This is a genomic window from Turicibacter bilis (assembly GCF_024499055.1).
Lineage (GTDB): Bacteria > Bacillota_I > Bacilli_A > MOL361 > Turicibacteraceae > Turicibacter > Turicibacter bilis.
Window position 1 is genome coordinate 2,703,861 of sequence record NZ_CP071249.1, and the last position, 18,452, is coordinate 2,722,312.

Below are 18,452 nucleotides of genomic sequence, written 5' to 3' on the forward strand. Positions count from 1 at the left end.
TAAAGGTGGTACCGCGTGTGAAACGTCCTTTTTTAAGGACGTTTTTTTATTTTTTAAAAAACAGTTTGGAGGAATTAAGATGCTAGATCGATTAAAACAATTACAAGTCGAAGCTTTATCAGAAGTAGCAAATACAACTGATTTAAAAGAATTAAATGATCTTCGCGTAAAATACCTAGGAAAAAAAGGTCCAATTCAAGAAGTGATGAAAAACATGAAAGATATGGCGCCAGAAGAACGTAAAAGTGCTGGGCAAGTATCAAACGAAGTTAAATCTGTAATTTCACAAGCAATTGAAACTAAAAAAGCTGAGTTAGAAGCTTTAGCCATTCAACAACAGTTAGCAAATGAAACAATTGATGTGACATTACCAGGACGTACAAACTATATTGGTGTTGTTCATCCATTACAAGCCGTGACGAACGAATTAGAAGCTTTATTTATCTCAATGGGATACACAGTTGAAGAAGGTCCAGAAGTAGAGTGGGATCATTATAACTTTGAATTATTAAACTTACCTAAAGGACATCCAGCTCGTGATATGCAAGATTCATTCTATATTACTGAAGAGTCTTTATTACGCACACATACGTCACCTGTACAAGCACGTGTTTTAGAAGCAGCTAAAGGTCAAGGACCAATCAAAATTATCTGCCCTGGTAAAGTATATCGTCGTGACGATGATGATGCGACTCACTCACATCAATTTACTCAAATTGAAGGATTAGTTATTGATACAGATATTACAATGGCTGACTTAAAAGGAACATTATTAGAATTAGCTCGTAAAATGTTTGGTGAAGATCGTGAAATCCGTTTACGTCCATCATTCTTCCCATTTACTGAACCATCAGTAGAGGTTGACGTAACATGCTCAAAATGTTCAGGATGTGGATGTAACATCTGTAAAGGAACAGGATGGATTGAAATTTTAGGAGCAGGGATGGTGCATCCAAACGTCTTAGAAATGTCAGGATTTGATTCTAAGAAATATCAAGGATTTGCATTCGGTATCGGAGCAGAGCGTATCGCCATGCTTAAATACGGAATTGAAGATATCCGTAACTTCTATACAAATGATTTAAGATTTATTAATCAGTTTAAATAAGATTGAATGGAGGCCATATAGATGTTAGTTTCAGTGAATTGGTTAAGTCAATATATTGATTTAAGCGATATTGATCCAAAAGATTTAGCAGAAAAAATTACAAGAACAGGGATTGAAGTAGAATCGGTTAATGTATTAGCAGATGCAACGAATGTTGTAATTGGTTATGTTGAAGAACGTGTACAACATCCAAATGCGGATAAATTATCAGTATGTCAAGTAAATGTTGGTGGAGAAGACGGTGTTGTTCAAATCGTATGTGGTGCGAAAAACGTAGCGGCTGGACAAAAAATCATCGTGGCTAAACCAGGAGCTGTTTTACCAGGAAACTTTAAAATTAAAAAATCAAAACTACGCGGTGAAGAATCTAACGGAATGTGTTGTTCATTAAAAGAGTTAGGGATTGAGCAAAAGTTAGTTCCTCAAGCTTATGCAGATGGAATCTTCATTTGTGCAGATGATGCTCCAGTTGGAATGGACGCATTAGAATATTTAAAATTCCATGATACAGTGATTGAGCTTGGATTAACGCCAAACCGTATGGATTGTTTATCAATGTATGGCGTTGCTTACGAAGTAGCTGCTATTTTATCACGTGACGTTAAATTTGATGAAGTAACAGTGGAAGAAGTAGCAGAAGCTGCTAAAGACTTAATCAAAGTTAGCTCAAAAACTGAGAAAGCACCAATGTACTTATCACGCGTTGTGAAAAACGTTGAAATCAAAGAATCTCCACAATGGTTACAAGCTCGTTTAATCGCAGCTGGAATGCGCCCGAAAAATAACGTAGTTGACATCACGAACTATGTCATGTTAGAGATGGGACAACCATTACATGCTTTTGATTACGATACAATCGCTTCTAAAGAAATTGTTGTTCGTGAAGCCATTGCTGGTGAAACAATGAAAACATTGGATGGGCAAGATCGTGAATTAGCAGAAGGAGATATTATCATTACGGATGGTCAAACACCAATTGCCATTGCTGGTGTGATGGGAGGAGCAGCGACTGAGGTTACAGATAATACAACAAACGTGTTATTAGAATCAGCATTATTCGATCGTTTATCAGTTCGTAAAACATCAACTCGTTTAGGATTACGTTCTGAATCATCAGCTCGTTTTGAAAAAGGAATTGATGCAAAACGTACAGAGTTAGCAATTAACCGTGCAGCACAGTTATTAGCTGAGTTAGCTAATGGGCAAGTATGTGCTGGAATCGTTGCTCATGATGAGTTAACAGTTGAACCAGTAAGTATTGAAATTACAGCAGCTAAAATCAACTCAGTACTCGGAACAAACATGAGCAATGAAGAGGTAGCAAATGTTTGGACACGATTAAACTTTACTTATGATTTAAATGGTAATGTATTTACGGTACACGTTCCATCTCGTCGATTAGATATTACAATTGTTGAGGATTTAATTGAAGAAGCGGGACGTATTTATGGGTACGATAATATTCCAACAACGTTACCTTCAACAGATATTAAAGGTGGATATAAACCAATCCAATTAATGCGCAATAAAGCACACCAAACATTAATGGCTTGCGGATTAACACAAGTCATTACTTATTCATTAACAAGTGCTGAAAAAGCAGAGCAATTCTTATCGATCCCAGCTAACAAGAAAGAATTAGTTAAATTAGCGATGCCGATGAGTGAAGATCGCTCACACTTACGTCAATCAACCATTCCTCAATTATTAGAAGTAGTGCGTTATAATAATGCACGTACAATGGATACGGTAGCTATTTATGAAATTGGAAAAGTTTACGGTCAAGCTAATGGAGAATATACAGAAGAAACGAAAATTTCAGGGGCTGTGACAGGACAAATCATTACAAATAAATGGCAAGCAAAAGTTGAAAAAGTAGACTTCTATGTGGCGAAAGGTTATGTTGATGCAGTCTTAACTGAAATGGGTCACTTAAATGTCACTTATCGTCCAGTCGTAGCTGATGAATATAAAGAGTTCCATCCAGGACGTACGGCTATGGTTTATGTAAATGATATCTTAGTAGGGGTAGTTGGACAAGTTCATCCTGAATTACAACGTGAATTAGACTTACATGAAACATATGTATTTGAATTATCATTAGATGTGTTATTCGGATTAGAAACTTCAAAACCTGCTTATGCAATGGTACCTAAACATCCGGGTATGACACGTGATATTGCGTTAGTCGTTGATCGTGAAGTATTAGCAGATGACTTAGTTCAAACCATCAAAAAAGCAGCTAATAAATTATTACAAACGGTTGAAGTCTTTGATATTTACGAAGGTAAAGGTGTTGAAGAAGGTAAAAAATCAGTGGCAATTTCACTTTACTATTTAGATCGTGAAAAAACATTAACAGATGAAGATTTACAACCAACACACCAAAAAGTATTAAATGCTTTAACTAAAGAGCATGACGCTGTTTTACGTGGATAGTGAGAAAAGGGGAGCAAGTTTTTATCTTGTTCCCTTTTTTGCCGCTCAATAATGAAACTAACTTTAAAAGAATCAATTATTAGCTATAATAGAAATAGACTATAGCATGAGGTGATCAAATGAAAAATGAAAATTTAAATCAGTTAAGAAATCGAATTGATGAGATTAATTTACAACTTTTACAATTATTAAATGAACGTACAGAATTAGTAGAAGCAGTGGGTCGTGAAAAAGATAAACAGGGATTAAAAAAATATGATCCCATTCGTGAACAACAAATCATTGAACAATTAAAAGAAAAAAATCAAGGACCTATGAGTGATGAAATGATGGTCCACATTTTTAAAGAAATTTTCAAAGTAAGTGTGAAATTACAAGAAGAAAAGAGCCATAAAAAAGGATTATTAGTATCGCGTAAAAATAAATCGGAAGATACAGTTATCGAAGTTAATGGAGATTCTATTGGGGAAGGAGAAGCAACCTTTGTTTTTGGACCATGCAGTGTTGAATCACAAGAGCAAATGGAACGTGTCGCAGCTAATCTAGCTGCCAAAGGTTTAAAATATATTCGAGGAGGCGCATTTAAGCCGCGAACATCTCCTTATGACTTCCAAGGTCTTGGAATTGAAGGCTTAAAAATCATGTCTGAGGTGGCGAAAAAATATGATTTACGCGTGATCAGTGAAATCATGGATGCAAGTGATTTAGAAGCAGCTTTACCTTATTTAGATGTTGTGCAAATTGGTGCTCGTAATATGCAAAACTTTTCATTATTAAAAGCAGTTGGACATATTAATAAACCTGTTTTATTAAAACGTGGATTAAGTGCAACGATTGAAGAATTTGTAAATGCTGCTGAATATATTACGATGCATGGAAATCCAAATGTTATGTTATGTGAACGTGGAATTCGTACATATGAAAAAGCAACGCGTAATACACTTGATATTTCAGCGGTCCCAATTTTAAAACGTGAGACGCATTTACCAGTTTTTGTTGACATTACTCACTCAACGGGACGTAAAGACATCTTACTTCCAATTGCAAAAGCCGCTTTAGCTGTTGGTGCAGATGGAATTATGGCTGAAGTTCATCCAAATCCGACTGTGGCATTATCAGATGCGAATCAACAAATGAGCTTGGAAGAATTTGATGTTTTTTTCAAAAATTTATTAAGCTAGAATAAGTTAAAGTTTTCCTGCCTATAATAAAAATAATCATAAAAAAGCAAGCGATTTTAAAATGAAAATTTTCATTAAATTGTTGATTAATCAAATCTTTTTCGATAAAATGAATGTAGTATCGAAGATTATGACGATGTTAATGCTTACAAGGTCGTACTTTGTAGGTTAGAATGATAGATAGGTACAGGAAAATTTTAATGTATTAGGAGTTGATGTTATGTCTAAAGTAACAATTTATGATGTAGCACGTGTTGCTGATGTGTCATTAGCGACAGTGTCACGCGTTTTAAATAACCCTGAAAAGGTAAAGCCGAAAACTCGTGAGCGTGTTTTAGCAGCAATTAATGAATTAGGATATCGTCCGAATGCGATTGCTCGTGGTTTAGCAAGTCGTCGTTCAACAAACGTTGGATTAATTGTTCCAACATGCTCACGTGCTTCTGTATCAGAAATGATCGATGGAGTAGCAGATATCGCTGATAAATACCGTTACTCAGTCTTCTTAAACGTGACACATAATGAAAATGATATTGCTACAAATGTATGGCAAAACATGATTGCTTCTCAAGTCGATGGTGTTTTAATGATGGCAGATAAACTGAGTGACGATGAAATCGAGCGCTTAGCGAACGATACCGTGCCAACAGTTTTATTATCAGTTAAAGATTTAGATGGACGTTTACCAGCCGTTTTAATTGATTACGAATTAGCCGCTTATGAAGCTACTAAAAAATTAATTGAAAATGGAAATAAAGATATCGCCTTTATTACATCAAGCTCATATTATGCAATGAACGAGTTAAAAGAACAAGGATATCGTCGTGCATTAGCAGAAGCAGGGTTAGAACCACGCATTTTAGGACTATATAATAAATTTGAAAACTCATTAGAAGCATTTAAAGAATTCTTCGCTAATAATGCGGCTCCTGATGCAGCATTAGCTGTACGTGATTCAGTGGCTGTCATGTTCATGAATGCAGCGATTGAGCATGGAATTAGTGTTCCAAATGATTTAGAAATCATCGGATTCCAAAATACAAAATATGCGATTATGTCACGTCCACAATTAAGTACAATCAACATTCCAACGTACGATATTGGTGCTGTTGCGATGCGTTTATTAACGAAATTAATGAAAGAAGAGGAAGTAACTGAAACTCAAATCACGTTACCTCACTCATTTGTTTGGCGTAGTACAACAAAATAAGGTTGACATAAACATACACAATTTGTTATAATCCAAGCATTAATACTAGTGCAATGATAAGAATTTAGTAGTGATTATTAAGAGCAGTCACAGAGACTTAGTGGTAGGTGAGAACTAAGGCAGTAATAATCACGAATTACACTCTTGGAGCATGTTCATATGAACCGGTCTTTACCGTTATCAAATTGAGTGGTTGAATCATAGATTTAACAAGTTGGGTGGTACCGCGAACTTTCGTCCCTTCATTTTATCTTTTTTAGATAGAATGAAGGGTTTTTTAGTTGCGCTAGTAATCTTGGATTACTTTAGCGTAAACTTATCCTGAACGCTAGAATATCTAACGTAGTTTAGATATTCTCATGAAGGGTTGTTAGTTCCATTTCTAGCTTTAGTAGATTATTTAATCTATCTTCCCTTGATGGACAGTGTTATCCATAGTCTATAGGCGAGGCAGAGTCGATCCCTACTAAAGGAAAAGACTTGTATTAGAGGGATGTTTGTTTAGAAAATCTTATCTATATAAGTCCAGATAAATTTTCTTCAGAGAAAATTTTTAACTGGACTATAGGCTGCCTTGATAGATAAAACATATCAGTATTTTTTATTTGCTACTCAAGATGTAGAATACTTATCTGTTTATATATAGATCATAGTTTTGCTCATTTATTAAAGAGAAAGATAGTCTGAACTAACAGAGGGTTATTAATTCAACTTGTATAACTTTTGATTAATCAACTCATTTGATAAGGTGAATTTGGTTTTGAATTAAGACGATAGAGGATAATAAAATTATCCTACAAAAGATTAAATGAGGTGAAAATAATGAAAAACGAATTCTTAAAAGAATTAGAGTGGCGTGGATTAATTAATGACTGCACGGATTTAGAAGCGTTAGATGCATTAATGGAAGAAGGTAAAATTACATTATACTGTGGATTTGATCCAACAGCAGATAGTTTACATATTGGTTCTTTATTACCAATTTTAACGTTAAAACGATTCCAAATGGCTGGTCATAAACCATTACCATTAGTAGGTGGAGCAACAGGATTAATCGGTGACCCAACAGGTCGTTCAGCTGAGCGTCAAGAAAATAGTCATGAGACAGTGATCAAATGGTCTGAAAGTATTAAGCGCCAGTTATCACAATTCATGGAATTTGGAGATCAACCAAATGCTGCTGAGTTAGTTAATAACTATGATTGGACTTCAAACTTAAGCATGATTGAATTCTTACGCGATTTCGGTAAGTTTTTCAACATTAACTATATCTTAGCGAAAGATACAGTATGCTCTCGTTTAGAGCATGGGATGACATTTACTGAATTCTCTTATACTATCCTACAAGGAATGGACTTCAAACATTTATTTGAAACGAAAAACTGTGTGTTACAAATTGGTGGATCAGATCAATGGGGTAACATTACATCAGGATTAGAGTTAATTCGTAAAACAATGGGGCATGAAGCAAAAGCTGTTGGATTAACAATGCCATTAGTAACAAAAGCAGATGGAACAAAATTTGGTAAAACTGCAGGTGGAGCAGTATGGTTAGATCGCAATAAAACGACACCTTACGAAATGTACCAATTCTTAATTAATACAGCAGATGAAGATGTTATTAAGTTCTTAAAATACTTCACATTCTTATCACAAGAAGAAATTGCTACAATCGAGGAAGCTTTCAAAGCTGCACCACATGAGCGTTTAGCACAAAAAACATTAGCGAAAGAAGTCGTAACAATCGTGCATGGTCAAGAGGCATACGAGCAAGCGTTAAAAATCACTCAAGCATTATTCAGTGGAAACTTATCTGAGTTAACAGCTGAAGAAATTGAGGTTGGATTCAAAGATGTACCATCAGTTGAATTAGCTGAAAATCTTAACTTAGTGGATGCACTTGTATTTACGAAAGCAGCTAGCTCAAAACGTGAATCACGTGAGTTCATCAATAATAACTCAATCTCGATTAACGGAGAAAAAGTGAACGATTTAGAATTTACAGTTTCAAAAGAAAATGCAATCGGTGGTAAATTCACTGTTATCCGTCGTGGTAAGAAAAAATATTTCTTAATCAAACATGTTTAATAAAGTAAAAAGGAAGATCTATGATCTTCCTTTTAATTATGATTTATTTGGCTAAAATGGACCTAAAGAGTAAAATTGAGTATAGCTATCTTTTCAGTAGACTTGATAATAACTCAACGTATTCTTCAAATGCTTTCCGACCAGTTAAGGTTAGTGTATAGGTAGATTTGGGTTTACGCTGAATGAAATGTTTCTCACTCAAAATATAACCTTCTTTTTCTAATTTTGATAAATGAGTACTCAAATTGCCATCTGTTGCTTCTGTGAGTTCTTTTAGCTGTTTAAAATCCTTACTTCCATCAATCAGCGAGGTGATAATGGCCAATCGTATCTTTGATTGAAAAAGATTAGGAATATCATTGATTTTCATATGCGTGTTGCTCCATGCGATACATATTTTTGAAATAAGTCCCCATGACTAAAAGATTGATAATTAGAAGAATCTCATCAGCCGAACTAATGATATGATGTATGATGGTGTCTAGTAGATTCATTTCTAATAACTCATTAATGATAATTGGAGAACTAGGTAATACCCAAATAACTGCACCATAAGCGATTAAGTTTACGAAAAATCCGATTAAAAATCCTTTTTTATTCGTAATCAAGTTCATAATAAGATAAATAAAAAGTAGGACAAGAGATATTAAAAACGGATTCATATAATCAAATCCAAGCTTAATATCATTAATAATATTAAAATCATCAACTTCTAGATTTGAAGAGGATGATATATAAGTTTGTATAAAATAAGAAAAGCGAATTTGGATAAGTGTAGCTCCAAAGAAGATAATCATAAAGCCATACATCCAAATATGAAGTAGTTTATGAGCAAAACGGTTAGATTTTGGGAGTATTTTAAACTTTATAATAATAAATAAAGGAATGAGTAAAAAGGGGAAAAATAAATTAAAGTATCCTTGAGCCATTAATAAATGAATTCTTATATCGTTAGACATAGGGAAATAAATAATTGACAGAGATAAAATGATAGGAATAAGATAAATAGTTAATACTCCATAAAAGAAAAGATAAAGTTTGTTTACTCGATACGTCGTCTCATTAAGTACTTGCTTAATTTGATTTAAATCCTTTAAAGCTTCTGCTGAATTTAAGACTGATGTCGTCATAATAATTCTTCCTTTCGAATCTGATATCAAAGTACAACAGATAAAAAGAAAGTCTCAGGATGAATAAAGTACTTTGTAAAACAAAGTATAAACTATATTTTTCCATTTATCAATAGATGAAGAGAGATTTAATTTCGACAAAAAATAAAAAAAGACGCCGGGACGTCTTTTCTTGATTAGAGTAAGATCCAAATTAAGATAATGGCAATGATTATTTGAGCAATCCCGATGGCTAAACAGTAAACACCACTCTTTAATCCAGCTTTCATTAAATCTTTAAATTTAACGCTCATTCCGATTCCGGCTAAAGCGAAGATTTCGAGGTAGTTACTGATTTGTTTAAAGCCAAGAGATATATTTTCGCTAATAAATCCAATACTGAATAGGAAGCACATTAAGAAGAATCCTTTAACATACCAAGGGATTTTTATTTTAGCATTTGGTTTTTTATGATGTAACTCGGCGTCATGATTTTCTTCATCTTTTTTTAGTTTAGCGAACCCTAAAATAACGAATACTAGGAAAATAATTCGAACAATTTTAAAAATCGTTGCGTACTTTAAGACATCATGGTTAACCATTGAGGCACTTCCGACGACTTGTCCTACTGATTGTAATGTTCCACCGATTAAAGCGGATGATAACATCGTTTCATTTTCATATAGTAGATTTGTCAAAAATGGTAAAATCATCATTAAGATGGTACCTGTTAAGTTAACTAAGGTAATTGTAATTGATTTCTCCACATCATTTGCTTTGATGACTGGAGCTGTTGCACCGATAGCTGAAGAACCACATACAGCGTTTCCTGAGGCCATTAATAAGCGGAAATTTTCTGAAAATCCAAGCTGCTTACCGACGAATAAACAAAATGCAATCGTTAATGCCATTTGTAAAATGATAAAGCTAACACCAGAAACCCCTAACTCTAAAATGACTGTATAGCTTAAGGTTCCACCAAGTAGAACAATTGAGTAAGATAATAAATTTGATTCTGAAAAACGTATACCTTTATGAAGTTTTTTATGCGTTAAAACAGTATTTCCTAATAATAACCCAAGTAAAATAGCAATAGTTGCTCCTCCGAGTGTTGGAACTAATGTTCCAAGATATTTAGCTACTAAGCCGATGAGAATACAAACGATAAGACCTGGGAAGATATCTTTAAAATTTGTAAGTTTTTGTTGGATAAAGTCTTGAGTTTTCATTGGTTTAATACTCCTTCTCTTAAAATCTACGCTATAAGTATATAATAGTTTTTGATATAATTAAAATTAATTATTATAATAGTTATAATAAGATAAAATTATAGTAGAGGTGTTTCTAATGATAGATGAGTTAAAGTCATTTATTCAAGTTGTAGATGAACAAAATTTTACGAAAGCTGCTCAGAAATTGAATTTGTCACAGCCTGCAGTTAGTATGCACATTTCTGGACTTGAAAAACAATTAGATACCATATTAATTTTGCGTTCAAATAAACAAAAGAATTTTTTATTAACACCAGATGGAGAATTACTTTATAAGCGTGCTAAAAAGATTGTGCATCAATATGAGGAAATGATGAACGAGATCAAGAGTCAAAAAACAGAAGTTCAAGGAACATTGAAAATTGGAGCTAGTTTAACAATAGGAGAGTATTTATTACCTAAAATCTTGCTACAATTATCCAAGTTATATCCAAACTTAATGTTTGAGGTTATTATTGAAAATAGTCATACGATAATGGAGAAAATCAATCAACTTGAGTTAGAAATTGGATTAATTGAGGATGATGAAGTACATTTAACTCTTAATCGTCAGCCGTTTTATTGTGATACGTTACAGATTGCTTATAGTGATAAATTAACATTACCTAAGTCACCAGCACAGTATCACACGTTCTTTTCTTCGCAAGCCTGGTTTATTCGAGAGGAGGGCTCTGGAACGCGAGCAATCACTGATTTCTTCTTAGAGAAATTAAGGATTATACCCAAACATAAAGTGATACTTGGAAGCAATTATTTAATTAAAGAAACACTAAGACACCAACACGGAATGACTTTTGCTTCTACCTTAATGAAACATCAAGATTTTAAAGGAATTAGTTATTTAGAAGAAGAGGCTTATACATTATCGCGTTTATTTTACTATGTGACTAAAGAGGGAGTCGTTTTAAGTAAAAGAGTACAGTGTATGATTAGTTTATTAAATGAATTAGATGAGACAATGAGATCTTAAAACGGTGCTGTATTTTAAGAAATTGTTAATAATGATAAAGACTAAAAAAAGGACAATGCTGAAGTTGCCCTTTTTAACTTATAAAAGTTATGATAATATATTGAATTTCTATATCTAATACTATTAACCCATCAAATATTGTAGAGCTTTTGTAGATCTAAGAGAGTTCTTTAGAATAATCAGATCTCTATGAGTCAGTCATATCTCTAAAGTTAAATCTGGTTTGAGAAGTGTAAAAAGTCCTATTAAAATCATTAATATCCTTATTATAAATACTTAGATTATAAACGTACTTAGCTCTTACTTATTATCTGATAATACGTTTAACTGATATAAGAATTATACTTCTATATCCCAGTTTTTACATAATAGATTCTATTCATATTAATTGATGGTAATTTAATAGATGAGAAAATTGATTTTATAATTTATTAAAATAATTGAAGTAGCTAAAAGTTTAAGTAATAGTAGTCATGACTAAAAGTAGGGGATAATGTTATGGGGAGCAGGGAGGTTTGGAGAAATAAAAAAAGACTTCGGAAAATCCGAAGTCTTTTTAGTGCCATTAAAGATTAACGGCTGTAGAACTCTACGATTAAGTTTTCGTGGATGTCAGCGAATACTTCAGAACGTTCTGGTAAACGTACGAATGTTCCTGTCATTGTAGCTTCGTCGAATGATACGAAGTCTGGACGGTGTACAGTTCCTTCTAAAGCAGCTTTGATGATAGCTAAGTTAGCTGATTTTTCACGAACGCTGATAGTTTGTCCTGGTTTTACTGAGTAAGATGGGATATCAACGCGTTGTCCATCTACTAAGATGTGACCGTGGTTAACTAACTGACGAGCTTGACGACGAGTGTTAGCTAATCCTAAACGGTATACTAAGTTATCAAGACGAGATTCTAATAAGTATAAGAAGTTCTCACCGTGTTTACCTTGTAATTTACCAGCACGATCGTATGTACGACGGAATTGACGCTCAGTCATTCCGTATGCATGACGTAATTTTTGTTTCTCTTGTAATTGTAATCCGTATTCAGAGATTTTTTTACGAGCTTGTCCGTGTTGCCCAGGTGCATAAGGGCGTTTTTGTAATTCTTTTCCGTTTTCTAAGATAGAGTATCCTAAACGACGAGAAATTTTCCAGCTTGGTCCAGTATAACGAGCCATGCTATGACCTCCTTTTAATTTGTCAGAAATTTTGATTTTGCATATCAAAAAAGGAGAAAATTTATCAAATACTATAGGATAGATTAAAATCTCATATCCTCGCCTTTGCAGCCAAAAGGTTATACGATATGCCATCAATACCTTTAAGTGATATTGAGGTTTAATCTATACGTTATAGTCAGATAAAAAGCTGCCTTTAATATACGCACTCAAGTATAATATCAATATTCTACTTTATTGTCAACAAAAAATACGAGTTCTAAACATTTTCCAATAATTAAGCTTAAATTTAGTTAGTAGGAATGGTTTCCACAATGATTTGCACAAATTGTTCTAAATATTTTTGATCGATTTCATTAAATCGATTTAAGCGAGGACTATCGATATCTAATACTCCAATTAGTTCACCATCTTTTAAAATAGGAACTACAATTTCAGAGTTGGTTGCACCATCACAGGCAATATGTCCAGGAAATTCATGAACATTTTTAACGACAACTGTTTGCTTTGTTGTAGCTGCATAACCACAAACTCCTTTATGAAATGGAATACGGATGCAAGCAGGTAATCCTTGAAATGGTCCAAGTACAAGCTCTTCGCCTTTGTTTAAGTAAAATCCAACCCAGTTAATGTCCTCTAAAAATTGATTTAATAAAGCTGATGCATTAGATAAATTTGCAATCAAATCTGATTCCTCATAAGTCAATCCTTTTAATTGTAATAATACTGTTTCATAGTTTTCTTCTAATGTTCCTTGATAAACAGTTGGATGAAACATTTTCTCCCCCCTTGGTATGATATAAAATAGTTTGCACACATTATAGCAAAAATAAATAGAAAAACATAGAAACAATAGGATTTTTTATCAAATTATGATATCATTAAAAGACAGTAAACAGTTTAAGAAAGCGTGATGGGAGGATACTATGACAGATTTTAAATTACTAATTTTAATAGTGATGATCGTCGTCTTAGCAATCGTATTAATTTACTCAGTTATTATCGTATCAAAAAAGAAACAATACTATGCTAAAATTGATGAACTTGATTATTTAAAACATGAGATTTCTAATCAGACGGTCCCGTTTGAATTAGCCAAGCTACGTAGCACAAAAAAGAGTGAGCGTATTGTTAAGTTAGTTCAACAATGGGAACGACGTTGGGGAAAATTAGAATCCGACTTTATTACCGTCACGGAGCAGATTATTTATACGGAAGAGCTTGTTGCCAATAAAAGTTTCGTTGAAGCCGATGAGCATTTAGTAGAGTTAAAACAAACGCTTGAGTCGTTAAAAGAAGAAGTTGAACAATTAATTGAAGAAATTAAGTCGTTAAAGAAATCAGAAGAACGTAGTCGTTCAAATGTCGTTGGATTAAAAGAAACGTTTGAACAATTAAAACGTCGTTATGAAAAAGAAGAAGAGAACTATATTGAGTTTAAAGAAGAGATGAAGACCTTATTTAAAGATGTTGAAGTCTTTTTCTTAAAATTTAATGAGTGTATGGAAGAATGTAATTACGATTTAGCTGATGAAACGATTGAACTGATTAAGTCACATATTGAAATTATTGTTCATATGTTTGAACGCACTCCAATGTATAAAGATACAATTACACAAGAAATCAAGCCTTTATTACGTGAAGTTTTAAAGAGCTATGAATCGATTATGAAATCAGGGGTCTATTTAAAGCATCTTCAAATTGAAGAAACGATTGCAGTGTATCATGAGCAATTAGATGAGATTCCAAATTGGATCAAACGTTTTGATTTTGTTAAGATTGAAGGAATGCTGGTTGAGATTCATGATAATGCTAAACAAATGATTGAATTCATGAAGAAAGAATATGAACTTCAAGAGGTGTTAAAAGAGACGGTTGTTAAAACGAAATCGCTTATGCAAGAGCTACAAGAGCATAGCGAGCAACTTCAAGAGCGTTATGAAAATATTAAAGGAAATTATCGCATGCCTGAGGAAGAGGAGAGTCAGTTCGTCTTTTTATTAAATGAAATTCAAATTGTAAGTAATGAATTATTCTATTTAGTCGGAAAAGTCGATGAACATCAAAGTGCAAATTCTGTGTTATTACGTGAGTTATCATCGCTTAACCAACAATTAGATGAGATTAAAGAACAATTAGCTGTATTTGATGGTGAAATTGAAAGCTTATATGCTGGAGAAAAAGAATGTCGCCAGCGTGCACTTCATTTATTGAAAACATTCAATCATCTTAAAGGAATGTATCATCAAGTTAACTTCCCGGTTAAGAATGAGGAAACTGAAGAGATGATTAAACGTGCAAACTTCGCCATTCAATTATTATTTGAAACGATTGGACGATTACCTATTAATATTGCAGAGATTGATAAACAGCTTGCTCTAGCACAAGAGTCGATTCAAGAATTATCTAATCGAGTGGAGATTGAGGTTCAACAATCTAAATTAGCCGAACGTTTAATGGTATATGGTCATCGTTATATTGGACGAGAAGGAATGTATGTTGTCGATTTAACGATTGCTGAGGATCAATTCCGTCAAGGAAATTATGAAACAGTGATTGAAAAAATGCGTGAATTATTAAAAGAGATTGAAGGTTCACGTTTTGATTTAACTTATGATCAATTTAAGCAACAATTAGATTGCTATCTATTATAATAGAGGAAACTGTCTATAAGGACGTCGTGAGTTATAGACAGTTTTTATTTTGAGTAAACAAATGCAAAAAATAAGGCTGTGATATAAAAGAATGTTGATATTTAATAAAAATCATGATTTCTTTCCCTAACTCATTGATTAAGTATGATGAGATCAATGTTTTTACTCATCAACACTTATCTAAAACAGAGCCAAAAAAAGTTTTATGGTGCAGATAAATGAAGTGAAATAAAAATAAATGCATAATATAATAATAAGAACATCTAGATGATTTGCTATTAAAAGTGAATTTTTTCTAGCAAATTCATGATGAAATTCATACTTTATAGTGTAAGCAAATCATAGAACGACCATTTTCTACGTCATAAACTCAGAAAATAGTTGCAATTTGAGATTATAGCTTTAATGTGATATAATGTCGAAACGATAAAGTAACAAGGTTCATATTCAATGAATTCGTCTGCCTCTTATCTGAGCAGAGTTCGTAAGAGTTAAAAGTTTAAAATGGGTCTGAGATGTTTATGTCGGAAGGAGAATCAAAATGATTTATTTAGACAATAGTGCGACGACTCCTGTTGATCCAGAAGTTTTAAATGCTTTCGTGAAAGTTAATGAAAATTTTTGGGGTAATCCAAGTTCGTTACATGCATTTGGTGCTCGTGCTGAACAATTACTAATTCAGTCAGAAAAGCAAGTCTTATCCCTATTAAATGCGAAACAACACAAAGTTATTTTTACATCAGGAGCAACTGAGAGTAATAACTTGGCTATTCGTGGGTTGTGTCATGCTTACAAAAATCGTGGACGTCACATTATTACAACCCCTGTTGAGCATGCCTCAGTTCATGAAACAATTGAGGAACTAGAAGCGGAAGGGTTCCGTGTTACATATATTGACGTCAAAGGTAGCAATGCTGATATTGTAAAGCAAATTCAAGAAGCCATTTGTGAAGATACAATTTTAATTTCATGCATGCATGTGAACAATGAAATGGGAATGGTATTTCCAATCTATGAAATTGGTCAATTATTAAAAAAATATCCAAAGGTAAAATTCCATGTTGATGCCGTTCAAAGCGTGGGTAAAATTCCTGTTGATATTGATAAAATGAATATTGATTTATTATCATTATCTGCTCATAAATTCCATGGATTAAAAGGAAGTGGAGCACTAATCGTGAATCAATATTTAAGTTTAACACCTGAAATTACAGGGGGACATCAAATGTATGGCCTTCGTTCAGGAACAATTAACGTAGCGGGTGCAGTTGCGCTTGCTAAGGCTTTACGCTTAGCAATAGAGCCACTGCAAACAAACTACCAACATGTTAAACAATTATTCGATCATACAATGAACGAATTAAGAAAAATTGATGGTGTAGTGGTAAATAGTAATCACGAACATCAAACGCCTTATATCATCAATTTTGCTGCCGCTCCGATTAAAGGTGAAACGTTAGTTCATGCGCTTGAGGAATATGATGTTTATATCTCAGCAAAATCAGCGTGCTCATCTAAATCAGCGACTGCATCACGTATCTTATTAGCATTAGGGATTAGTGATGAGGTTGCACAAGAGAGTGTACGTGTTAGTTTCTCTAATCTATCGACAATGGAGGAAGTAGATCGACTAATTAAAGCTTTAAAAATCGTTGTGGCACAACTAAAACACTAGTACTACAAATCGCAGCAGGTTATCGAGGAAGGAAATGATGAAATGATTTATGACCGTATTTTAGTCCGTTATGGTGAATTATCGATTAAAGGAAAAAATCGTAAGTATTTTAAAAATGCATTACACAAAATTATTCGCCGCAAGTTACGTGGGCTTGATCAGTTAAAATATGAAGTGACACGTGACCGTTTCTATATCATTTTAAATGGGACAGCGCCAGAATTAGTAACAGAGCAGCTAGATAAAGTTTTCGGATTACAATCTTATAGTTTAGCTGCTCGTTGTGAAAATGAAATTGATGCAATTAAAGCATTAGCTTTAGAGATTATTAATGAACAACCAAAAGTTCCAACTACATTTAAAGTAGAAACAAAACGTTCAGATAAACAATTCCCAATGCAATCAGGTGAAATTTCACGTGGAGTAGGGGCACATTTATTAATTAATACGGATCACTTAAGCGTGGATGTTCATAATCCGGATATGACGGTGTTTGTTGAAGTTCGTCGCGAAGGAACATTCATTATGGCTGATCACATTAAAGGTCTTGGTGGGTTCCCAGTTGGAATTAGTGGAAAAGGTTTATTAATGATTTCAGGTGGAATTGATAGTCCAGTTGCTGGATACCTAATGCAAAAACGTGGAGTTGAGATTGAAGCGATTCACTTTGCATCACCACCATATACATCAGTTCGTTCAAAACAAAAAGTGTTAGACTTAATGGAGAAAAATGCTCATTATGCACCGGTAGACTCAATTGATGTTCATGTAGTTCCATTCACGGAATTACAAACAGCCATTTATGAGAATATTCCTAGCAGCTATACAATGACAGTTATGCGTCGTATGATGTATCGTATCGCTGAAGGAATTGCTAAAAAACGTGAGATTTTAGTTTTAGCAAATGGTGAAAGTTTAGGGCAAGTTGCTTCTCAAACATTAGCAAGTATGTATGCAATTAATGCTGTAACGAATATGCCAATTATTCGTCCAGTTGCTACACTTGATAAAAATGAAATTATTGAAATTGCGAAACAAATCGATACATATGATATTTCAATTCGTCCATATGAAGATTGCTGTACGGTCTTTGTTCCAGAGCACCCAGCGACTAATCCATCGCTTGAAAAATGTATTGAATTTGAACAAAACTTTGATTTTGAATCATTAGTACAAAAATGTATTGATAATACAGAAATCATTACAGTTCATGCGGGTGAAATCATTGAGTTAGAAGATAATACTGCTTGTCCATTAAATGATTTATTCTAATTGATATAAATAAAAAGCTGAAAGAAGTAATATTCTTCCAGCTTTTTTTGTATTTAAGTTCATTTTATGAATCAAAAAAATATACCTCAATTAGAAAAAAATATTAATGATAAAACGATTAATTTGTACTGTTAAAGTTATTTTTTGTCGAACTATAATCTTTCTTGGGTGCGAATGTAGAAAGAAATAAAAATCTATATTTTTACATTTATAGTTAAATAAGGTAAAATATATAAGTGAAAAACGCTTTCTATCATAAAATTTACTATTTGTGAAATTATAAACGTTTTCAATCCGTTTTCA

General features: G+C 33.3%; 14 protein-coding genes and 2 other annotated features (1 of these 16 only partly in view). Of the genes, 9 read left to right on the top strand and 5 right to left on the bottom strand.

Annotated elements, in window-relative coordinates; genetic code table 11:
• Positions 1-33: a binding site (T-box leader), on the top strand; it begins 172 nt to the left of the window's first position.
• 46 nt (positions 34-79) lie between these two features.
• From pheS to tyrS, 5 genes are all read left to right on the top strand, one after another.
• Positions 80-1,108: a phenylalanine--tRNA ligase subunit alpha gene (pheS, locus tag J0J69_RS12990; protein ID WP_055241204.1), complete on the top strand. Its 1,029-nt coding sequence runs from the start codon at positions 80-82 to the stop codon at positions 1,106-1,108.
• Between the two features lie 21 nt (positions 1,109-1,129).
• Complete coding sequence (gene pheT / locus J0J69_RS12995; RefSeq protein WP_212725749.1) at positions 1,130-3,547, top strand: phenylalanine--tRNA ligase subunit beta; 2,418 nt, start codon at positions 1,130-1,132, stop codon at positions 3,545-3,547.
• 119 nt (positions 3,548-3,666) lie between these two features.
• Entirely contained in the window at positions 3,667-4,728 is a 1,062-nt protein-coding gene (locus J0J69_RS13000; protein ID WP_055305013.1) for a bifunctional 3-deoxy-7-phosphoheptulonate synthase/chorismate mutase, read from the top strand.
• A 220-nt stretch (positions 4,729-4,948) separates the two neighbouring features.
• Complete coding sequence (locus J0J69_RS13005) at positions 4,949-5,938, top strand: substrate-binding domain-containing protein (RefSeq protein WP_055241198.1); 990 nt, start codon at positions 4,949-4,951, stop codon at positions 5,936-5,938.
• A 44-nt stretch (positions 5,939-5,982) separates the two neighbouring features.
• Positions 5,983-6,183 (top strand) — a binding site (T-box leader).
• Positions 6,184-6,760: 577 nt separating this feature from the next.
• A complete protein-coding gene (gene tyrS / locus J0J69_RS13010; protein ID WP_055241196.1) occupies positions 6,761-8,026 on the top strand; it encodes a tyrosine--tRNA ligase in 1,266 nt (421 codons plus the stop codon).
• Between the two features lie 85 nt (positions 8,027-8,111).
• Here tyrS and J0J69_RS13015 read toward each other — a convergent pair whose 3' ends face one another.
• The 3 genes from J0J69_RS13015 to J0J69_RS13025 all read right to left on the bottom strand — a co-directional run bounded on the left by J0J69_RS13015 (position 8,112) and on the right by J0J69_RS13025 (position 10,364).
• Positions 8,112-8,396: a winged helix-turn-helix domain-containing protein gene (locus J0J69_RS13015; RefSeq protein WP_212725750.1), complete on the bottom strand. Its 285-nt coding sequence runs from the start codon at positions 8,394-8,396 to the stop codon at positions 8,112-8,114.
• Positions 8,383-9,156, bottom strand: coding sequence for a hypothetical protein (locus J0J69_RS13020; protein WP_212725751.1), 774 nt, complete (start codon positions 9,154-9,156; stop codon positions 8,383-8,385). The genes J0J69_RS13015 and J0J69_RS13020 overlap by 14 nt, the downstream gene beginning before the upstream one ends.
• 176 nt (positions 9,157-9,332) lie before the next feature.
• Positions 9,333-10,364, bottom strand: coding sequence for a YeiH family protein (locus J0J69_RS13025; RefSeq protein WP_212725752.1), 1,032 nt, complete (start codon positions 10,362-10,364; stop codon positions 9,333-9,335).
• 118 nt (positions 10,365-10,482) lie between these two features.
• On the opposite strand from J0J69_RS13025, the gene J0J69_RS13030 reads away from it, so the two are divergent.
• Positions 10,483-11,376, top strand: a complete 894-nt coding sequence (locus tag J0J69_RS13030; RefSeq protein ID WP_212724390.1) for a LysR substrate-binding domain-containing protein — start codon at positions 10,483-10,485, stop codon at positions 11,374-11,376.
• Between the two features lie 572 nt (positions 11,377-11,948).
• Here the strand turns inward: J0J69_RS13030 and rpsD are convergent.
• Complete coding sequence (gene rpsD, locus J0J69_RS13035; RefSeq protein ID WP_055241189.1) at positions 11,949-12,548, bottom strand: 30S ribosomal protein S4; 600 nt, start codon at positions 12,546-12,548, stop codon at positions 11,949-11,951.
• Positions 12,549-12,837: 289 nt separating this feature from the next.
• Positions 12,838-13,326 (bottom strand): free L-methionine (R)-S-oxide reductase MsrC, encoded by a 489-nt coding sequence (msrC, locus tag J0J69_RS13040; RefSeq protein ID WP_212724391.1) that lies wholly within the window; start codon positions 13,324-13,326, stop codon positions 12,838-12,840.
• A 148-nt stretch (positions 13,327-13,474) separates the two neighbouring features.
• On the opposite strand from msrC, the gene J0J69_RS13045 reads away from it, so the two are divergent.
• The 3 genes from J0J69_RS13045 (at position 13,475) to thiI (ending at position 18,149) form a co-directional block, all read left to right on the top strand.
• Positions 13,475-15,202, top strand: a complete 1,728-nt coding sequence (locus tag J0J69_RS13045) for a septation ring formation regulator EzrA (RefSeq protein ID WP_212724392.1) — start codon at positions 13,475-13,477, stop codon at positions 15,200-15,202.
• 541 nt (positions 15,203-15,743) lie between these two features.
• Positions 15,744-16,877, top strand: a complete 1,134-nt coding sequence (locus tag J0J69_RS13050) for a cysteine desulfurase family protein (RefSeq protein WP_068759504.1) — start codon at positions 15,744-15,746, stop codon at positions 16,875-16,877.
• A gap of 42 nt (positions 16,878-16,919) precedes the next feature.
• Positions 16,920-18,149: a tRNA uracil 4-sulfurtransferase ThiI gene (gene thiI / locus J0J69_RS13055; RefSeq protein WP_212725753.1), complete on the top strand. Its 1,230-nt coding sequence runs from the start codon at positions 16,920-16,922 to the stop codon at positions 18,147-18,149.
• Positions 18,150-18,452: the final 303 nt, after the last annotated feature.

Bases quoted from the DNA above. Each gene is read 5' to 3' on its own strand.
- J0J69_RS13020 (WP_212725751.1), bottom strand. From the start codon at position 9,156: ATGACGACATCAGTCTTAAATTCAGCAGAAGCTTTAAAGGATTTAAAT.
- msrC (WP_212724391.1), bottom strand. From the start codon at position 13,326: ATGTTTCATCCAACTGTTTATCAAGGAACATTAGAAGAAAACTATGAA.
- thiI (WP_212725753.1), top strand. From the start codon at position 16,920: ATGATTTATGACCGTATTTTAGTCCGTTATGGTGAATTATCGATTAAA.
- J0J69_RS13030 (WP_212724390.1), top strand. From the start codon at position 10,483: ATGATAGATGAGTTAAAGTCATTTATTCAAGTTGTAGATGAACAAAAT.
- J0J69_RS13050 (WP_068759504.1), top strand. From the start codon at position 15,744: ATGATTTATTTAGACAATAGTGCGACGACTCCTGTTGATCCAGAAGTT.
- J0J69_RS13045 (WP_212724392.1), top strand. From the start codon at position 13,475: ATGACAGATTTTAAATTACTAATTTTAATAGTGATGATCGTCGTCTTA.
- J0J69_RS13015 (WP_212725750.1), bottom strand. From the start codon at position 8,396: ATGAAAATCAATGATATTCCTAATCTTTTTCAATCAAAGATACGATTG.
- pheT (WP_212725749.1), top strand. From the start codon at position 1,130: ATGTTAGTTTCAGTGAATTGGTTAAGTCAATATATTGATTTAAGCGAT.
- rpsD (WP_055241189.1), bottom strand. From the start codon at position 12,548: ATGGCTCGTTATACTGGACCAAGCTGGAAAATTTCTCGTCGTTTAGGA.
- J0J69_RS13000 (WP_055305013.1), top strand. From the start codon at position 3,667: ATGAAAAATGAAAATTTAAATCAGTTAAGAAATCGAATTGATGAGATT.
- tyrS (WP_055241196.1), top strand. From the start codon at position 6,761: ATGAAAAACGAATTCTTAAAAGAATTAGAGTGGCGTGGATTAATTAAT.
- J0J69_RS13025 (WP_212725752.1), bottom strand. From the start codon at position 10,364: ATGAAAACTCAAGACTTTATCCAACAAAAACTTACAAATTTTAAAGAT.
- J0J69_RS13005 (WP_055241198.1), top strand. From the start codon at position 4,949: ATGTCTAAAGTAACAATTTATGATGTAGCACGTGTTGCTGATGTGTCA.
- pheS (WP_055241204.1), top strand. From the start codon at position 80: ATGCTAGATCGATTAAAACAATTACAAGTCGAAGCTTTATCAGAAGTA.